At 55.4% G+C, this 16,095-nt stretch carries 19 protein-coding genes; 12 read left to right on the top strand and 7 right to left on the bottom strand.

Going from position 1 to position 16,095, the window contains the following annotated elements:
- Positions 1 to 38: 38 nt before the first annotated feature.
- The 3 genes from DWB63_RS05125 to DWB63_RS05115 all read right to left on the bottom strand — a co-directional run bounded on the left by DWB63_RS05125 (position 39) and on the right by DWB63_RS05115 (position 2,365).
- The gene (locus DWB63_RS05125; RefSeq protein ID WP_241648631.1) at positions 39 to 389 is read right to left on the bottom strand and encodes an Hpt domain-containing protein; all 351 of its coding nucleotides are present in this window, start codon (positions 387 to 389) and stop codon (positions 39 to 41) included.
- 215 nt (positions 390 to 604) lie between these two features.
- Complete coding sequence (locus DWB63_RS05120) at positions 605 to 1,036, bottom strand: ACT domain-containing protein (protein WP_128327735.1); 432 nt, start codon at positions 1,034 to 1,036, stop codon at positions 605 to 607.
- A 24-nt stretch (positions 1,037 to 1,060) separates the two neighbouring features.
- Positions 1,061 to 2,365 carry a phenylacetate--CoA ligase gene (locus tag DWB63_RS05115; RefSeq protein WP_128327734.1) on the bottom strand — a complete coding sequence of 435 codons (1,305 nt, stop codon included), beginning with the start codon at positions 2,363 to 2,365 and terminating at the stop codon, positions 1,061 to 1,063.
- Between the two features lie 408 nt (positions 2,366 to 2,773).
- Here DWB63_RS05115 and DWB63_RS05110 point away from each other — a divergent pair, with 408 nt between their 5' ends.
- From DWB63_RS05110 to DWB63_RS05090, 5 genes are all read left to right on the top strand, one after another.
- The gene (locus DWB63_RS05110; protein ID WP_206613135.1) at positions 2,774 to 3,061 is read left to right on the top strand and encodes a hypothetical protein; all 288 of its coding nucleotides are present in this window, start codon (positions 2,774 to 2,776) and stop codon (positions 3,059 to 3,061) included.
- 44 nt (positions 3,062 to 3,105) lie between these two features.
- Positions 3,106 to 3,450, top strand: coding sequence for a ribosome silencing factor (gene rsfS, locus DWB63_RS05105; protein WP_241648629.1), 345 nt, complete (start codon positions 3,106 to 3,108; stop codon positions 3,448 to 3,450).
- Between the two features lie 11 nt (positions 3,451 to 3,461).
- Positions 3,462 to 4,991: a 2,3-bisphosphoglycerate-independent phosphoglycerate mutase gene (gene gpmI / locus DWB63_RS05100; RefSeq protein ID WP_128327732.1), complete on the top strand. Its 1,530-nt coding sequence runs from the start codon at positions 3,462 to 3,464 to the stop codon at positions 4,989 to 4,991.
- Positions 4,992 to 4,993: 2 nt separating this feature from the next.
- On the top strand, positions 4,994 to 5,236 hold the full coding sequence (locus tag DWB63_RS05095) for a hypothetical protein (RefSeq protein WP_128327731.1): 243 nt from the start codon (positions 4,994 to 4,996) through the stop codon (positions 5,234 to 5,236).
- Positions 5,237 to 5,880: 644 nt separating this feature from the next.
- Positions 5,881 to 7,176: a methyl-accepting chemotaxis protein gene (locus DWB63_RS05090; RefSeq protein WP_241648627.1), complete on the top strand. Its 1,296-nt coding sequence runs from the start codon at positions 5,881 to 5,883 to the stop codon at positions 7,174 to 7,176.
- 10 nt (positions 7,177 to 7,186) lie between these two features.
- Here DWB63_RS05090 and DWB63_RS05085 read toward each other — a convergent pair whose 3' ends face one another.
- Together DWB63_RS05085 and DWB63_RS05080 are read right to left on the bottom strand one after the other, a co-directional pair.
- Positions 7,187 to 8,095: a DMT family transporter gene (locus DWB63_RS05085; protein WP_128327729.1), complete on the bottom strand. Its 909-nt coding sequence runs from the start codon at positions 8,093 to 8,095 to the stop codon at positions 7,187 to 7,189.
- An 8-nt stretch (positions 8,096 to 8,103) separates the two neighbouring features.
- Entirely contained in the window at positions 8,104 to 8,763 is a 660-nt protein-coding gene (locus DWB63_RS05080) for a TIGR00730 family Rossman fold protein (protein ID WP_206613134.1), read from the bottom strand.
- A 170-nt stretch (positions 8,764 to 8,933) separates the two neighbouring features.
- Here DWB63_RS05080 and DWB63_RS05075 point away from each other — a divergent pair, with 170 nt between their 5' ends.
- From DWB63_RS05075 to miaA, 4 genes are read left to right on the top strand one after another with little or no spacing between them, the layout of a single operon-like run.
- The gene (locus DWB63_RS05075; protein ID WP_128327728.1) at positions 8,934 to 10,541 is read left to right on the top strand and encodes an MBL fold metallo-hydrolase; all 1,608 of its coding nucleotides are present in this window, start codon (positions 8,934 to 8,936) and stop codon (positions 10,539 to 10,541) included.
- Positions 10,542 to 10,543: 2 nt separating this feature from the next.
- Positions 10,544 to 11,104: a 16S rRNA (guanine(966)-N(2))-methyltransferase RsmD gene (gene rsmD / locus DWB63_RS05070; RefSeq protein WP_128327727.1), complete on the top strand. Its 561-nt coding sequence runs from the start codon at positions 10,544 to 10,546 to the stop codon at positions 11,102 to 11,104.
- Positions 11,092 to 11,622, top strand: a complete 531-nt coding sequence (gene coaD, locus DWB63_RS05065) for a pantetheine-phosphate adenylyltransferase (protein ID WP_128327726.1) — start codon at positions 11,092 to 11,094, stop codon at positions 11,620 to 11,622. The genes rsmD and coaD overlap by 13 nt, the downstream gene beginning before the upstream one ends.
- Positions 11,619 to 12,548, top strand: a complete 930-nt coding sequence (miaA, locus tag DWB63_RS05060; protein ID WP_128327725.1) for a tRNA (adenosine(37)-N6)-dimethylallyltransferase MiaA — start codon at positions 11,619 to 11,621, stop codon at positions 12,546 to 12,548. Before coaD ends, miaA begins: the two co-directional genes overlap by 4 nt.
- Here the strand turns inward: miaA and DWB63_RS05055 are convergent, their stop codons facing one another.
- Complete coding sequence (locus DWB63_RS05055) at positions 12,549 to 13,037, bottom strand: histidine phosphatase family protein (RefSeq protein ID WP_128327724.1); 489 nt, start codon at positions 13,035 to 13,037, stop codon at positions 12,549 to 12,551.
- Between the two features lie 198 nt (positions 13,038 to 13,235).
- On the opposite strand from DWB63_RS05055, the gene DWB63_RS05050 reads away from it, so the two are divergent.
- Positions 13,236 to 14,138, top strand: coding sequence for a hypothetical protein (locus DWB63_RS05050; RefSeq protein WP_206613133.1), 903 nt, complete (start codon positions 13,236 to 13,238; stop codon positions 14,136 to 14,138).
- On the top strand, positions 14,128 to 15,036 hold the full coding sequence (locus DWB63_RS05045; RefSeq protein WP_128327723.1) for a hypothetical protein: 909 nt from the start codon (positions 14,128 to 14,130) through the stop codon (positions 15,034 to 15,036). Before DWB63_RS05050 ends, DWB63_RS05045 begins: the two co-directional genes overlap by 11 nt.
- 235 nt (positions 15,037 to 15,271) lie before the next feature.
- Here the strand turns inward: DWB63_RS05045 and DWB63_RS05040 are convergent, their stop codons facing one another.
- The gene (locus tag DWB63_RS05040; protein ID WP_206613132.1) at positions 15,272 to 15,472 is read right to left on the bottom strand and encodes a twin-arginine translocase TatA/TatE family subunit; all 201 of its coding nucleotides are present in this window, start codon (positions 15,470 to 15,472) and stop codon (positions 15,272 to 15,274) included.
- 235 nt (positions 15,473 to 15,707) lie between these two features.
- Between DWB63_RS05040 and DWB63_RS05035 the strand changes: the two genes are divergently transcribed.
- A complete protein-coding gene (locus DWB63_RS05035; protein WP_128327722.1) occupies positions 15,708 to 16,082 on the top strand; it encodes a hypothetical protein in 375 nt (124 codons plus the stop codon).
- Positions 16,083 to 16,095 lie beyond the last annotated feature (13 nt).

Genomic DNA, 16,095 nt, shown 5'->3' with positions numbered 1-16,095 from the left:
CGCCGGAACAATCGGGCGGACTTTGGGAGCTGTCGAAATCAATGTTCCGCCAGATAGTTGAACATGAAGGCATAGGCGTGGCGCATTTCGTGTTCGAGCTTGCCCAGCTGGACCATGGCTTCTTCCATGTCCCCGGCCTTGGAGGCTTCTTCCAGTTTCAGGCAGCATTCACGAACCCGTTCCACGCCGATGGTGGCCGCACCCCCTTTGAGTGAATGGGCCAGGTGGCGCAACTGTTCAACATCCCTGGATTTCAAGGCGTCCTTGATTTCCTGGATGCGTTTCGGTTCCTGGGAAATGAACACCGTGAACATCCGTTTCATGAACGGACGTCGATTGGCCATTGATTCCAGAAACTTGCTGTTGACGACTTCCTTTTCCACACACATTCCGTATTGATTTGAGCTTGCGGCTGATTTTGTACCAATAGGGCTTTATACTCTGCTGTGGGGGCTTCGGCAACAATTTTGCGAATGAAAGGCGTCTGCTTTGTCGAAGCGGGGGTGATGAAAACGGATCGGGCAACCCGCAAGGCCCTGCTCCAGGTGCAAAGAAAAAGGGTGAAAGCATTGCTTTCACCCTTTTGTTGCGTGTTTATAGCAAATTACATTGCGTAGAGTTTGTCGCCCGGAATGATGGTGATGTTGTTTTTTTGCAACAGCTCAATGCCCTGATCCGTGCGGTCGAAGCGAAATATCAGGATGGCGGAGTCGCCGCTCTGCTGGACGAAGGCATACATGTATTCCACATTGATGCCTGCTTCCTGGAGCATACTGAGGATGGCGTGCAGGCCGCCGGGCTGATCGGGCACTTCCACGGCCACAACAGAGGTGCGGCCCACGGTGAAACCGGCCTCCTTGAGCTTGGTTTTGGCGGTGGTGAAGTCGGATACGATCAGGCGCAGGATGCCGAAATCCGAGGTGTCGGCCAATGACAGGGCGCGGATATTCACTCCGGCATCGGACAGTATGCGGGTGACTTCTGCCAGACGTCCGGCACGGTTTTCCAGAAATATGGAGAGTTGATCGACTTTCATGGTATTCTCCTTGGGATTGACTGGTTAGTCTTTCTTGCGATTGTCTATGATGCGTTTGGCTTTGCCCATGGACCGTTCGATGGTTTTGGGTTCGACCAGTTTGACCTTGGCGGTGACGCCGAGGAATTCCTTAATGTTTTTCATTACCTTTGATTCAGCGCGCTGTAAACTCTTGATCTCGTCAGAGAACATGGCTTCGTTGACTTCCACCTGGATTTCCAGGGTGTCGAGATTGCCGTGCCGGTCCACGATAAGCTGATAGTGCGGGGTCAGTCCTTCGGTTTCAATGAGGATGGACTCTATCTGTGACGGGAAGACGTTGACACCGCGAATGATGAGCATGTCGTCACTGCGGCCGGTGACGCGCTTCATGCGGGCGGTGGTGCGACCGCATTTGCACGGCGTGGTGTTCAGGGTGGTCAGGTCGCGTGTGCGGTACCGGATGAGAGGAATACCCTCTTTGGTCAGGGTGGTGAAGACCAGTTCGCCTTCCTCGCCAGGACCGACAGGTTCGCCGCTTTGGGGGTCGATGGTTTCTGCCAGGAAGTGGTCTTCCTGGATATGCAGGCCGTCCTGAGCCTGCCAGCATTCAATGGCAACGCCGGGGCCCATGACCTCGGACAGTCCGTAAATGTCGATGGCCGTGATGCCGAGTTTCTTTTCAATATCCAGGCGCATTTCATTGGTCCAGGGCTCGGCGCCGAAGATGCCGATGCGCAGGGGGAGCTCCTTGATATCGATGCCCATTTCCTCGCCGGTCTCGGCCAGGAACAGGGCGTAGGAGGGCGTGCAGCAGATGACATCCGGGGCGAAATCCTTGAGCAGGGTGACCTGCCTGCGAGTGGCGCCGCCTGAAATGGGCACAACGGTCGCTCCCAGGGCTTCCGCGCCGTAGTGTGCACCCAGGCCTCCGGTGAACAGGCCATAGCCATAGGCGTTGTGCACGGTGTCGGCGGCGGAGGCTCCTGCGGCCACGAAACAGCGGGCCATGAGTTCGCCCCAGTTCTCAATGTCGCGTTTGGTGTAGCCCACAACGGTAGCCGTGCCGGTTGTGCCTGAGGAGGAGTGGATGCGCACGATCTGGTCTTTGGGTACTGCGAAGAGGCCGAAGGGATACTGGTCGCGCAGATCCTGCTTGACGGTGAAGGGCAGCAGGGTGAGGTCTTTCAGGCTCTTTATGTCCTGTGGCTTGACGCCTTTCTCGTCGAATTTCTTTTTGTAGAACGGGACGTTGGCATACACCCGCTCACAGAGCGCCTGGAGTCTTCGCAACTGAAGATTCTCCAGATTCTCTCTGGGCAGCGTCTCGTTTTTCACATCATAGATCATCCCTTCAACCTCCTTGGGCGGCCTGAGGCTGCCATTGTGTCCATATAAAAAATACCACGGTCTTTTCAGCCCGTGGTCCGCGTGCGTTGTGCCCGCCTTTCGTCAACTCCACGAGCTTCCTAGGAGGAGCTCGCAAACCAGAAAAAGCGCGGGGATAGGAGTTGTTGCATAGAAGAAAATATTGCCCCATGTCCCGGATCGCGTCAAGGGGTTTGTCATTGGCAACAGGGAGGAAACGGGGTGCCGTGGACGATGTCGGCCCATTGCGGACCGGCTCAAAGTACATTACACCTTGATGTATCCGGCAACGTTCGGTGGATATATGAAGTCCGGGGAACAGGTTGAGCAAAACCGGACTCGGCGGGAGCCTGACCAATTCAAGTTCATGTCGCTCGATGGGGCGAGCTGGTGGCGTTGCCCCGGTTCACGTCATGGGGACGGAACCTGCGTCCGCGCAAGGCCTTTGTGGCGCGTGCAAAGCTGCCCGCGATTTTTGATCTTTCAGATAAGTATGATATACTGTCGGACCTGGCCCTTGGCGTCCCGGCCCAGAAAGTGGTCATCGAATCACTTCCCTCTGACGGCAGTATCAAGTATTGGAGCGGCGGGGATGGGGAATACCATGTTCCCAAATGGAGCATGGATGAACTGCTTGTGGGAAGGTTTCCCAAGATATACGTGTTGAATCACATTTAACAATAGGATGAAAATTGCTGAATAAAAACAAAAAATTTAAAGAGATGGACAGTGTAGACAAGGCTCGGACCGTTGCCGGATGGTTGGACGAGAAACAGGGTGAGCGAATCACTATCATTGATGTTAAGGGCCTGACCTCGGTGACGGACATGGTTCTGGTCGTGTCGGCGCGGGGTGTGAAGCATGCAAAGGCCTTGGCCGACTTCGTGCTGGAAATGGCTGCCAGGGAAAAGATCGAATTTCTGACCATGGAAGGCCATAAGACCGGTGAGTGGGTGTTGCTTGATCTCAATGATGTGTTGGTGCATGTATTTCTGCAGGAATTGCGGGATTTCTATAATATTGAGGGTATGTGGACCGAAGCCCCGAAGGTCGAGTTCAACGCATAGCAGGTATAATCATGGCTGAACCCAAGAAGACTTTGTTGCTTATTCTGGACGGGTGGGGAATCGCCCCTGACGGCAAGGGCAATTGCGTGCGCAATGCTGCCACGCCGTACCTGGACGGCTTGTTAGCCCGCTATCCCAATACCAGGCTGACCTGTTCAGGCCGGTCCGTGGGGTTGCCCGACGGGTTCATGGGCAACTCGGAAGTGGGCCACATGAACATCGGTGGCGGTCGGATTATCTATCAGGATATGACCCGTATCGATATCGCCATAGAAGATGGGACACTTTCGCGCAATGCAGTCCTCAAAGACCTGATGGACAAGACTCGGGCCGGGTCCGGTCGTCTGCATCTGATGGGGCTTGTATCGGATGGTGGCGTACACAGTCACAACAACCATATTTACGCTTTGCTCAAGATAGCCAAGGAGCAGGGGCTGGAACAGGTTTTCGTCCATGTCTTCTTGGATGGACGCGATACACCGCCTGCCAGCGGCCTGGGGTACACGCAGCAGTTGTTGGACAAGATGGAAGAAATCGGCATCGGTCAGGTGGCTACGGTCAGCGGCCGTTACTGGGCCATGGATCGGGATAAGAGGTTTGAGCGCGTGGAAGTGGCGTACAAGGCCCTGGTCGATGGCGAGGGTGTCTCCATGAAGGATCCGATATCCGGCATTCAGGCATCATACGATGCAGGGGAGAACGACGAATTCGTCAAGCCCGGCGTGATCGAGGGTGTGGATGGCTGCATAGGCGATAATGACGGCCTGTTTTTCTTCAATTTTCGCGCAGATCGCGCACGTGAAATCTGTCGGGCCATTTTTGAAAAGAATTTCAATGAGTTTGAAAGGAAATCCGTACCCGCGCTTGCCGAGTTTGCCACAATGACCCGGTATGAGTCCGCATTCCCGATGCCCACGGCCTTTCCCCCGGAGAGCTATACGGGCACCTTGGGTGAGGTTGTTTCCGCCAAAGGCATGAAACAGCTCCGCATCGCTGAAACTGAGAAATATGCTCATGTGACCTACTTCCTGAATTGCGGACGGGAGGAGCCCTTCGAAAACGAGGACAGGGTAATGATTCCCTCGCCCCGGGAAGTGGCTACCTATGACCTCAAGCCGCAGATGAGTGCAGATGAGGTGGCCGATACCCTGATCGGCAAGTGGGGGAACTACGACCTGTGCGTTTGCAATCTTGCCAACCTCGATATGGTCGGGCATACGGGCATCATTGCGGCCGCGGAACAGGCCTGTGTGACCGTGGACGAGTGTGTCGGCAGGATTGTCGATACGGTGATCCAGTCCGGTGGTCGCGTGCTTCTGACGGCAGACCACGGCAATGCCGAACAGATGATCGCGGCTGACGGTACGCCGCATACGGCCCATTCCACCAATCCGGTGCCCCTTGTGTATATCGAGAAGGGTTGCGAAAGAGCAGAGCTTGAAGAGGGCATCCTCGGAGACTTGGCTCCCACCATTCTCGGGTTGTGGGGCATGGAGCCTCCAGCCGAGATGACCGGCAAGAATTTGATGAAAAAAGGATAATCATGGTTGAAAGCAAAAAACCTCTGACCCCGGTCAAACCCGCGGCCATGGAAATGATATTTCTCTATCCGTGTCCGCATTGCGGACGGGAAGTTCCGCTCATCGCACCGTCCCGGCCTGCCATGGCCCAGTGCGATGCCTGTCGCGAGAATTTCCCCATTGTTCCCGTGGACGATCGAACCATCCGTTACATGAAGCTCATTCTTGCAGGCGGCAAGGCCGGTATCGATCCCGATTTTCTCTAGTAATCATGCAATCCTGGCGGCCGACCGAGATGGAACCCCATCTCGGTCGGCCTTTTTATTCTGGAAAAACTTATGAAAAAGTCTAGAGATTTCATTTTAATATGAAATCATTGAATAAAAATCTGAATTGAGTGGTGGCATAGATGCCAAGTGGCTCGACTTTTGCTTTGCCGTAGCTGGGAATCATCATGTTTAATCTCGGGGAAGCAGTAAAGGAAATGACACAGAATAGAAGGTACTTGGCGGTGAATCAAGTGTTGGCAGTGGCGATGTTGAGTCTGTTTTTGACTACCGCAACGGCTCTGGCAGCCACAGGCCAGGTGACAATTCTGTCAGCTGAAGTCGCCCGGTTGGAGTGGCTTTTGCTGGCCTCAGTTGCCGTTGCCGTGTTGGCGTGTGTGGTGTGCGGGTTTATTGTCTTTAGGGTTATTGATAATAAATATGGTGTATTAGCAAAAGTTTCTGGGGCAGTGGCCACGGGAAATCTGGACGCTGTCCTGCCCAAAGGCGGCAGTGACAATTTTGGAATAATTGTGAAAAATTTAAACCAAATTGTCAGTTACATTGGTGAGTTAGAAAATAAGCTTGCAAAGAGCGAAAATGTAGCTCGTGACGCGGAGCACAGGGCAAAAGAGGCTCTGGCCTTGGCCGAACAGGCCAGAAAACAGGGAGAGGCGGCTCGGTGCGAAGGGTTGTTGTCCGCAGCCAATACCCTGGAGCATTCCGTGCAGGCCATACGCGATCATTCATTCCGGCTGGGTGTGGCGTCAGGCAAGGCCCAGGACGGGGCTGCCCAACAGCAGCGGTTCATTGCCGAGGCCGCTTCCGCCATGGAAGAAATGAACGCCGCGGTGAACGAGACAGCGGCCAATGCCGGCTCTGCTGCTTCCGAAGCCGATCAGGTCATGGAGCGGGCCAAATCCGGTTCCAAGGTCGTTTCCAGGACTCTCGAATCCATCAGTGCGGTTTCAAGGAATGCCTTGGACTTGGTGGAGAATGTGGCGGGGCTGGGCTCCCAGGCTCAAGGGGTTGGCGCCATCATGGGAGTAATTTCCGATATTGCGGATCAAACCAATCTGCTTGCCTTGAACGCCGCCATTGAGGCCGCCCGTGCGGGCGAGGCGGGTCGCGGATTCGCAGTCGTTGCCGACGAAGTGCGGAAATTGGCCGAAAAGACCATGGATGCGACCAGGGACGTTGGCATGGCAATCGATGGCATTCAGAAACAGGTGAGCCAGACTATCGAAGGCGTGAAGGGCATGGCTGACTTGGCCGACGAGGCGGCGGGCCTGGCCTGTGAATCCGGCAATGCCCTGACCGAGATTGTAACCCATTCCGGGACCAGCGCACAGCGCATCACGTCCATTGCCGCTGCCGCTTCCCAGCAGTCCGTTTCCAGTGAGGAGGTGACCCGGACCATTGCCGCTGTTCATTCCATTTCAATGGCCACGGGAAAAGGGATGGAAGAGGCGGCGCAGGCCGTGGCACTGCTGTCCACCCGAGTGGATGAACTCTCGACCATGACAGGTGTCTTCCGTTTGGTCGGCAACGGTAAAGTTCAGGAAATCATTGGTGAACTTGCCGCATCTGCTGAGGTTTTGTCTTTGGATCGAAGGCTTCAGGAAGAGGCAATGCGCACCGTGTTGGCGCGGAATGCATTCCTTGAGCTTCTGTACATCACGGACGGGAATGGTGTTCAAACGGTCAGCAATATCGGCGGCAAGGTTTCCGGGTATGCCGAGGATGCGTTTGCTTTCGGCAAGCACTGGGATTCTCGTTCCTGGTTCCGGGGTGCTGTCGACAACAGGACATTTTATATTTCCGATGTCTATACTTCCTCGGCTTCCGGAGAGGAGTGCATCACCGTCTCAGGTCCGTTTTTCGGGACTCAAGGAGAAGTGTTGGGAGTCATTGCCGCTGATGTGAGTGTGGCCGCTTGAGCCTGAGTCGTCACTTCTTCGGGTTCTTGCCCGGGGTGAACTGCATCAGGGCGTTGCCCGCGATGATGAAGCCGAGTCCGGCCACGGTGGCGGGATGAATAGCTTCGCCCACCAGCAGGTGGATGAACACCAGTGAAAGGAAGGGCGAGAGGAAAATGAGGTTGGCTATCCGCGTCGTACCGCCGCCGTCGGGCATGGCCGCGAACTTCATGGCCGTGAGCCAGAGTGCGAAGGTGATGCCCATTTCAAACAGTCCCACATAGGCGGCTGCCGACACCGATTGGATGGTCAGGGTCGGCAGTTCCGAGAAGGCCAGCGTGGCCGCCAGGATGAGCGGGAAACCGAAGAGGAAGCTGAGCAGGAGTCCGGCCATGGGGTGCGCCTTGCTGCGGGTGTTGAATATCCAGTAGAGGGCCCAGATGACCGTACTGCCCAGCGCCAGGGCCACGCCGGTCAGGTTGGAGAATTCCATGGCAAGCAGATTGCCGTGGGTGGAGATGACCACCACCCCGAAATAGCTCAGGAGAATGGCGCCCAAATCCTTGAGGGACATTTTCTGCCCCAGTAGCGGCACGGACAACAGGGAAAGGGTGACCGCCCATGTGTAGTTGATGGGTTGTGCCTCCTGGGCGGGAAGCAGGTCATAGGCCTTGAACAGGATCATGTAATAGAGAAACGGATTGAGTGTGCCGAGCAGGGCGCAACGGGCCGTTTCCTTTCGTTTCATTCGTACCAGTTCGCCGATCTTCCCTTGAAAAAGCAGTATGCCAGACAAGGCGACGATGGAGAATGCGCAGGCGCACAACAGGAGTTGAAGCGGATCAAGGTGGCGCAGCGCCATCTTGAAGGCCGAGGCCACGGTGGACCAGATGCCCACCGTGACCAGGCCGTATACCAGGGCTTTTTTACTGTTGGTCACGTCGGATTCTAGACGATGACGTGTTTCTTGATGTAGTTGACCACTTCGTTCACATCGTCGGTGACCATGAAGAGATTGAGGTCTTCTTCTTTGCAGAATTTGTTGGTCACCATCTGTTTTTTGAACCAATCGATCAAGCCGGACCAGAACTCCGTGCCGAAGAGCACGATGGGGAAGGGTTTGATGCGGTGCGTCTGGATGAGCACCAGGGCTTCGGACAGCTCGTCCAGGGTGCCGTATCCTCCGGGAAGGGCCACGTAGGCCAGGGCGTATTTGATGAACATGAGCTTGCGGATGAAGAAATACCGGAATTCGCTTTTCACGTTCATGTACGGGTTGTTCTGTTGCTCCATGGGCAGGTGGATATGCAGGCCGATGGATTCGCCGCCGTTCTCGAACGCCCCTTTGTTGCCCGCCTCCATGAGACCCGGGCCGCCGCCCGTTATGATCGAAAAGCCGGCCTCGGACAATGCCTTTGAGAGCTGTACGGTCTGTATGTAGAGAGGGTCTTCCGGCTTGACCCGAGCCGAGCCGAATACGGATACGGCCGGGCCGATCTCGGACAGGTTTTCGAAGCCGTCCACGATTTCCGACATGATCTTGAAGAGTCGCCAGGACTCATGGATGGAAAGGTCGTCAATGAGATACTGTTTGGAACGATGAATCATTGGTTCTCCTGTGATTTCATACGCAGAGGTTGCCTGGTCCCCGATAATGGGGCATGTAGTCGTGACGGCGGACAATGGGGTCCGCTGATTCTTTCAATACACTGATTCTTTTCCTTTCGAAAGTGGATTTTGACAAGCTTTAGAGAGGGATGCCTACACAAGGACCAACAATGAAAGTAACTTTTATGGGCGCAGCCCGAACTGTCAGCGGCTCCTGCTACATCCTTGAATGCGGAGGCAAGCGCTTCGCACTCGACTGCGGCTTGCATCAAGGAAACCGGGAAATCGAGAAGAGGAACCGCAACATAGATCAGTACGATCCCAAGCACATTGATTTCATCCTGATCACCCATGCCCATATCGATCATACAGGCCTGTTGCCCGCCCTGGTAGCCAAGGGATACCGTAACCCCATATATTGCACCGCCCCCACCAGAGACCTGATGGAGATCATGCTGCTGGACAGTGCGCATATCCAGGAGATGGAAGCGGAGTGGAGCAACCGCAAGCAACGCCGTGTCGGCGGCCAGATGCTCAGCCCTCTGTATTCCATCGTCGATGCGGAGAACACCATTCCGTTGCTGGCCACTATCGAGTATTCCAAGACCTTTGAACCGGCACCGGGCATCAAGGTGACCTATATGGACGCCGGACACATCCTCGGCTCCGCTTTCATCGAGATCGAGTACGAGGAGGACGGCAAACGCACAACTGCGGTCTTTTCCGGTGATCTGGGCCGACCCGAACAGCTTCTGGTCAAAGACCCGAGCGATGTGGATTACGCCGACTATCTCTTTTTGGAATCCACCTATGGCAATCGCAATCATCTGGACGAAGCCGGCAGCCTGGACCAGTTGGCCGAGGCCATCGACTACAGCTACAAGAACAGGGAAAAGGTTGTTATCCCTGCCTTTGCCGTGGAACGGTCGCAGCAGATCATCTACAGCCTCTTTCTTCTCAGGAAGCAGGGACGGCTGCCTGCGGACATGCCCGTTTACCTGGACAGCCCGTTGGCCATCCGGGCTACGGAAATATTCCGCAAGCATCCTGAGTTTTTCGACAAGCAAACACAGACGCTCATTAAAAACGGCGAGAACCCTCTTGATCTGCCCAACCTGCATTTCACCGAGAGCCGGGAACAGTCCCAGGCCATCAACGAGTCCAGCGGGCCGGCGGTCGTGATCTCGGCCAGCGGCATGGCCAACGCGGGGCGTATCAAGCATCACCTGCGTCACAACCTCTGGAAACCGGGGGCCAGCGTGGTTTTCGTCGGTTGGCAGGGAGTGGGTACGCCTGGGCGCAAGATCGTGAACGGGGCCAAGAAAATCAGGTTGTTCGGTGAGGAAGTGACCGTCAACGCCAAGGTCTTCATCATCAACGGATTCTCCGGTCATGCCGGACAGGATGAACTCATGGACTGGCTCGGTACCATGCAGGGCAAACCCACCAAGGTCATTCTGGTGCACGGCGAAGCAGAGGTGCAGCAGGAATTCGGTGCGCTTATTACCGAAAAATACGGGTTTGAAGTGCATATCCCGGAGTACATGGAAGAGCTGGAGTTGGAGCCGGGCGCGGCCCTGCAACCGGTGGTGGACATGGCTGTCGCCCGTCCTCGGGTGGATTGGCAGTTCCTGCTGGCAGATTCCGAGCGTCTCTATACGGAACTGCGTAACCGCATCAAGGATGTGGAGAGCCGCCCCTGGGTGGATCAGGCCGAGCTGCGCGATAAACTGCTTGATATCAATAGAGACATCGTGGAGCTCGTCTCCGAGATGTAGCCATGCGGATAGTCGGTGGACAGTATAAAGGACGCAGAATCATGACGTGTGAGGGGCCGGGGTACCGGCCCGCCACCATGAAGGTGCGCGAATCGATATTTTCCATGCTCATGGCCAGGGGAGTAGACTTTTCACAGGTCCGGGTCATCGACATGTTTGCCGGTTCCGGCAGCTTGGGCATTGAATGCCTGAGCCGTGGGGCGGCAGTTGCCTGGTTTGTCGAAAAGAGTTCCAAGGCCGCTGGCCTGATTCGCAAGAACCTGGCTGATCTGAATGTGGAAAAACACCGCACCATGGTGGTCAGCAAGGATCTTTTTGGTGTATTGTCCAAACGGCCGGATACTGCCTTTGACCTTGTGTTCATAGATCCCCCCTACGGCAGGGATTTGCTTGTCCCGGCTCTGGAGAAGGCTCTCGAAAACGGGTGGATTGCTCCCGGCGGGCTGATTCTGGCCGAAGTCGAGACCGCGATCACGGCACCGGATACGGGACGCATTGCAGAAATGGAATTGTTAACTGACCGGGAATACGGTCAAACCAGGATATTGTTATGGCGAAATTGAATCCCAGGCTGGCCGTGTACCCCGGCACTTTCGATCCTCTGACCATGGGCCATGTGGGTCTGACGCGGCGCGGTCTCAGTGTTTTTGACAATATCATCCTTGCCATTGCCGAGAGTACCCCCAAGAAAACCCTTTTTTCCATTGAAGAACGTGTCTCCTTGGCCAAGGAAGTTTTTCGGGATGAGCCTCGCGTGACTGTTGAGCCGTTTGATTGTTTGCTGATCGATTATGTGCAAAGTCGCAACGCGGGCTCCATCATGCGAGGGCTGCGCGCGGTGTCGGATTTCGAATACGAATTCCAAATGGCGTTGATGAATCGCAAGTTGGAGCGGAGCATCGAGACCGTGTTCATGATGACCGATTTCAAGTGGATGTATCTGAGTTCCACCATCGTCAAGGAAGTGGCCCAATATGGCGGCGATGTTCGCGGCCTGGTTCCCGGTCCGGTGGTCAATGCTCTGGCGGTTAAATACGGTTACAATCCCGAGTCCGGCAACAAGAGGGAAAAGCATAAATGAGCGGAAAACCGCCCATAATTTGTTTGCTGGGGCCCACCGGCACCGGCAAAACAGCAGCCGCCATTGCCATTTCAGAACGTCTGCCGGCCAGTGTCATCAATTTTGATTCGCGTCAGGTATATCGCGATTTTCCGATCATTACGGCCCAGCCGGATGAGGACGAGAAAGCGGCTTGTCCCCACCATCTCTATGGGTTTCTTTCCACTGAAGAGAAAATGACCGCGGCTCGGCTCAAGGAGCTGGCCGAGGATAAAATCAGGGAAGTCCGCGCCCAGGGTCGGCTGCCCGTTCTGGTGGGGGGCACCGGTCTGTACCTCAGGTCGCTGTTGTCAGGTATCGCACCCATACCGGAGATTTCGGCCGAGGTCCGGGAGCAGGTGCTTGCAAGGGTCCGCTCTGAAGGGCCGCAGGCGCTGCATGGGGAACTGGTGAACAACGACCCTGAATATGCAGCCAGGATTCATCCCAACGATACCCAGCGCAATGCCCGAGCCGCAGAGGTCTTTCTGGCTACCGGCAGGAACATGACCTGGTGGCATACCCAAAGCGAACACACCCCTGCTCCCTTTGAGCCGCTCAAGATCGGCATGAGGATACCTCTCAATGACCTGGAGCCACATCTGGCAAGACGCATAGGCCTCATGGTCGAGCAGGGGGCCGTGGACGAAGCCCGGGCCGCATTCAAGCGATGCCCGGACCCGGATGCGCCGGGCTGGACAGGTATCGGCTGTGCCGAGCTGCTGGCATTTTTGCGGGAAGAAACGACCCTTGATCAGGCCCGTGAACAATGGGTCAGGAATACCAGGGCCTATGCCAAACGGCAGATCACCTGGTTCAACAAGGAAACCGACATTCACTGGTTTTCTCCTGGAGAAAACCAGGCCATTGCCGATCTGGTTGAGGCGTGGCTGGCCGAACGGAGTTGATTAACTGCCTGCGATGACGCCCAGTTGTGCCGGTGTCAGGCACCAGTTCAGGGTGCCGCTTCCTTTGTCCGGCGTGAAGTCCAGTTGCATGAGTCCACCGTTTTCAATGGTAATGTTCAGCGTTTTTCCAGGCATGAGGATTGCCGAGGCTACAGAGTTCAGCGAGGGCAGGTGCCCTGCGATGAGTATGGATTCCAGACCGTTGTATTCACCAATGTAATTAAGCAGTTCTGAAGCGGGAGAAAGGGCTTTGGCCCCGTCTGTCACCATGATGTGTTTGGCTGGATATCCTGTGGTTTCGGCCATGATTTCTGCTGTTTGCAGGGAGCGTAACTTGGGGCTGGCAATTACCAGTTCAAAGCGCAGCCCGAGGATATGTGCCGCCCTGGCGGTTTTTTCCACCTGCTCCCGTCCAACAGGGCTCAATGGTTGATTCTGATTGAGTTCTTTGGATAGGCAGGCACCGTGCTGCATCAAGTGAATAAGCATGTGTTGCTCCCGGAGATTGGTTTGCCGTATTTTCAAAGTGTAGCATCGGCGTTACACTGCGGCAAGCGGCTTGCGGAAAACCAGCAAGCAAGATACATGCGGTGAAGTTTTGAGCGCTTTGGCCGTGCGTGGCCTTGAACACTTCAGGATACCATACAGATGTTATTTCGATTAATTGTTCCCATCATATTGTCATTCATGCTTTTCGCTCCACATGCCCTGGCGTTTGAAGGGCTGGTGCAGTCTTTCGGTTCGACCGGTATCATCACCTGGGGCAACGGTGAAATAACCGTGTCCCAGGACGTGGCCGGGAACGCGGGCGGTGCGGATCAGGCTCTGTCGTCGTTGGCCGTGCGCAAAGTGGTTTCGCAGGCCCGCAAGCAGATGCTTGATATGGTGCTGTCCGTGCGTATCGACGGCAAACAGACTGTCAGCGCTTATCTGTCCGGCGACAGCGATCTTTCTGCCCAAGTGCGGGGGCTTATCCAGAATTCTCTGTTCCAGGGGCCGACTCTTTTCGACGAAGGTGGAACAGTTCGGGTCTCCGAGCGTTTCAGGGGGCCGCTGGCTGAACTGGTACTGCCTACAACCCTCCAGTTTCAGAGCGGTATCCCGCCGAGATTGTCAACTGCCATGGCGCAAGGCATGCCCATGGCCGACAACGCCCCGGAAGAGGTCGGCAGCGGCACACGCGGCTACACCGGAGTCGTGGTGGATGCACGGGGGCTGAAGATCACCCCTGCATTGGCTCCGGTCATCTTCGGCCAGGATGGATTCGGCGCATACGGTCCCTTTCTTGTAAGTCGCACGAGCGCCGTGGACAAGGGCGTGGTGGCGTATTCCGTCACCGATAATTCCAACATCCTGAAGGAAAGGGTGGGAGTCCGGCCACTCCTGGTAAAAGCCTTGAGCGCCTATGGTTCCTGGAGAACCGACATGATTATTTCCGCATCCGACGCCCGACTGATGCGGGCCGTTGCCAAATCCGACTCCATTGCAAACGGTTGCAAGGTCGTCATCATCGTGGATGCCCCGGAGATGCTGCCTGATACCACGCCGACCACCAGCCCTGAAAGGATGGAAGAGAATAATGATGCGTAATTTTCTGTTGTTATTGTTTTTGGCTTGCAGCGTTTTGTGTTTTTCCGGTCAGTCGTTCGCCGGTCAGGTGCAGGTGTTCAAGGCGTTGGAAGAGGGAATGTCTCCCATGCAGTTGCGCAGTCAGGCCATGGACGAAGGTTTTGCCCAGGCCGTGCTTGAAGAGGCGCAGGTCATGCTGTCCAATGGGCTTGGTGAGGAACGTGCCGCCCTGCTCAAGGAATATTTTGTCGGTCATGCCAAGCCCTATATCCAAGGATACAAGATTATTTCTTCACAGATCTTTGATAGTGGGTTGAGCCTTGTTCTCGATGTGCGGGTGGATAGAAAGACCTTGCGTGACGACCTCAAGGGCATGGGACTCTTTGCCACGGCTCAGGCGGTGCAGACTGCGTCGGTGAGTTGGCCGGAAGGCCTTTCCGGAGAGGAAATTCTCGCCGTGCGGAAATTGGTGTCGTTGACCGGCCTTGAAATCGTCGAGGGAGCGTTTCCCTCCTTTGCGTTGGAGTACGGCGCCGAGAAGGGGACGTATAAAGGGCGGCTGGCCTATGATGACCAGGAGTGGATCAGCATCAATGCGGACATGGCCGCAGCCTGGTTCACACTTTGGCCCAGATTTTTCAATCGGCCCCAGTCTGCGGTCGCCAGAAGCACTGGACAGTCGTTGGTCGTTTCCGGTTGGTTTTCGCCGGATGGCGTCATGGAATTTGATCGCATACTCAAGAAATGGGATGCCGCCGTTCAGAATGCAGAGCTTGTGGATTTGGATATGCAGTCCACCGGCGTCGGTGCGACCTGGAGCTTGGTAATACTGAACCAGGACAGGTTGAATACGCTGCTCAATTCCTTTCTTCCTCAGCGCGGATTGAGTTTCCACCTGACCGAGGGCGGTGCCAAGTAACGTCTGGGCGGGCTGTCTGGCGGCCCCATGTGGACTGTTCCCTGATCACTGCCGGGATTTTTTTGACGCGGTTCTAATGCCCTTGGCGGGAATTTCAATCCCGTTTGATCGTTGTTCATCCATTCCGGCAGGCGTTCGCGTTCACCGCACCATCTGCCTTGAGAAGAGGGCAGGCAATGAAAAAGCCCGGCTGCTGTGCAACCGGGCTTCAAACTGTATTGAATTCAGGACGATTCTAGCTGTCCTTCTTGTCTTCTTCGGATTTCTCAGCTTTCGGCGTGACGTCGATCTCGTCGGGTTCGCTGCTTGCCCTTTTGAAGTTGCTGATCGCTTTGCCGATGCCGCCGCCGATTTCAGGCAATTTCTTGGCACCGAAGATGACCAGGACGATAACGAGAATAATCAAGAGTTCCCATACTCCGAATCCGCCGATCATATATAGCCTCCAATTGGGTGAATGTCTTATGATAGTACGATGTCCGAGGCTATACACCTGCCCCATTGCCCAGTCAAGGACAGTGACTCATTTCCTTGAATTGGCCCCAGTCCGGAAAAGCAGGGTTTGACCCTTTACAATTGGGTGGCCGGGCCTTACACCATCCCAATTGAGTATTTAAAATCAATGTGCTGCCTGTGTCGGGCTTCTCGCACAAATTGCATCAAGGGCTGGAATGGGCAGAATCACTCGATTGCCCGGCGACGGTTGCCGGTATTGTCTCAATGGCCGCTGCCTTTACGAAGAGCAGCTCAACCCCGGGTATACCCAGTCCTGGCGCTGCCAGGTGACTGCCCGGTGGGAATCGGCCTATGATGATTTTTTGAGCCGGGCCGACTGTTTCGGCGTCGAGGAGAGTGCCGTCCCGGATATCTGGGCCCGTCAGTTCCAACGGATGGCCCGTGACGTCTTTCACTGTCAGCGGTATCTCTATGATCATGGGGCCCAGGCTCCGGCCTGCCTCAATCATTTGCACGGCGTCTGCATCGTGGCACTGCCGAAATGTGAAGGCAGGTGCCGTCATTATCTTGCCGAAACTGACGAAGAATAGAAGCTAAGGAGAA

The organism is Pseudodesulfovibrio sp. S3, assembly GCF_004025585.1.
Classification (GTDB): Bacteria; Desulfobacterota; Desulfovibrionia; order Desulfovibrionales; family Desulfovibrionaceae; genus Pseudodesulfovibrio.
Note: the sequence above shows the minus strand (reverse complement) of the source record. Positions and strands in the feature narration are given on the sequence as shown.

Bases quoted from the DNA above. Each gene is read 5' to 3' on its own strand.
- coaD (WP_128327726.1), top strand. From the start codon at position 11,092: ATGGCGAAATTGAATCCCAGGCTGGCCGTGTACCCCGGCACTTTCGAT.
- gpmI (WP_128327732.1), top strand. From the start codon at position 3,462: ATGGCTGAACCCAAGAAGACTTTGTTGCTTATTCTGGACGGGTGGGGA.
- DWB63_RS05095 (WP_128327731.1), top strand. From the start codon at position 4,994: ATGGTTGAAAGCAAAAAACCTCTGACCCCGGTCAAACCCGCGGCCATG.
- DWB63_RS05115 (WP_128327734.1), bottom strand. From the start codon at position 2,365: ATGATCTATGATGTGAAAAACGAGACGCTGCCCAGAGAGAATCTGGAG.
- DWB63_RS05040 (WP_206613132.1), bottom strand. From the start codon at position 15,472: ATGATCGGCGGATTCGGAGTATGGGAACTCTTGATTATTCTCGTTATC.
- DWB63_RS05035 (WP_128327722.1), top strand. From the start codon at position 15,708: ATGGGCAGAATCACTCGATTGCCCGGCGACGGTTGCCGGTATTGTCTC.
- DWB63_RS05055 (WP_128327724.1), bottom strand. From the start codon at position 13,037: ATGCTTATTCACTTGATGCAGCACGGTGCCTGCCTATCCAAAGAACTC.
- DWB63_RS05125 (WP_241648631.1), bottom strand. From the start codon at position 389: ATGTGTGTGGAAAAGGAAGTCGTCAACAGCAAGTTTCTGGAATCAATG.
- DWB63_RS05080 (WP_206613134.1), bottom strand. From the start codon at position 8,763: ATGATTCATCGTTCCAAACAGTATCTCATTGACGACCTTTCCATCCAT.
- miaA (WP_128327725.1), top strand. From the start codon at position 11,619: ATGAGCGGAAAACCGCCCATAATTTGTTTGCTGGGGCCCACCGGCACC.
- DWB63_RS05120 (WP_128327735.1), bottom strand. From the start codon at position 1,036: ATGAAAGTCGATCAACTCTCCATATTTCTGGAAAACCGTGCCGGACGT.
- rsmD (WP_128327727.1), top strand. From the start codon at position 10,544: ATGCGGATAGTCGGTGGACAGTATAAAGGACGCAGAATCATGACGTGT.
- DWB63_RS05075 (WP_128327728.1), top strand. From the start codon at position 8,934: ATGAAAGTAACTTTTATGGGCGCAGCCCGAACTGTCAGCGGCTCCTGC.
- rsfS (WP_241648629.1), top strand. From the start codon at position 3,106: ATGGACAGTGTAGACAAGGCTCGGACCGTTGCCGGATGGTTGGACGAG.
- DWB63_RS05045 (WP_128327723.1), top strand. From the start codon at position 14,128: ATGATGCGTAATTTTCTGTTGTTATTGTTTTTGGCTTGCAGCGTTTTG.
- DWB63_RS05050 (WP_206613133.1), top strand. From the start codon at position 13,236: ATGCTTTTCGCTCCACATGCCCTGGCGTTTGAAGGGCTGGTGCAGTCT.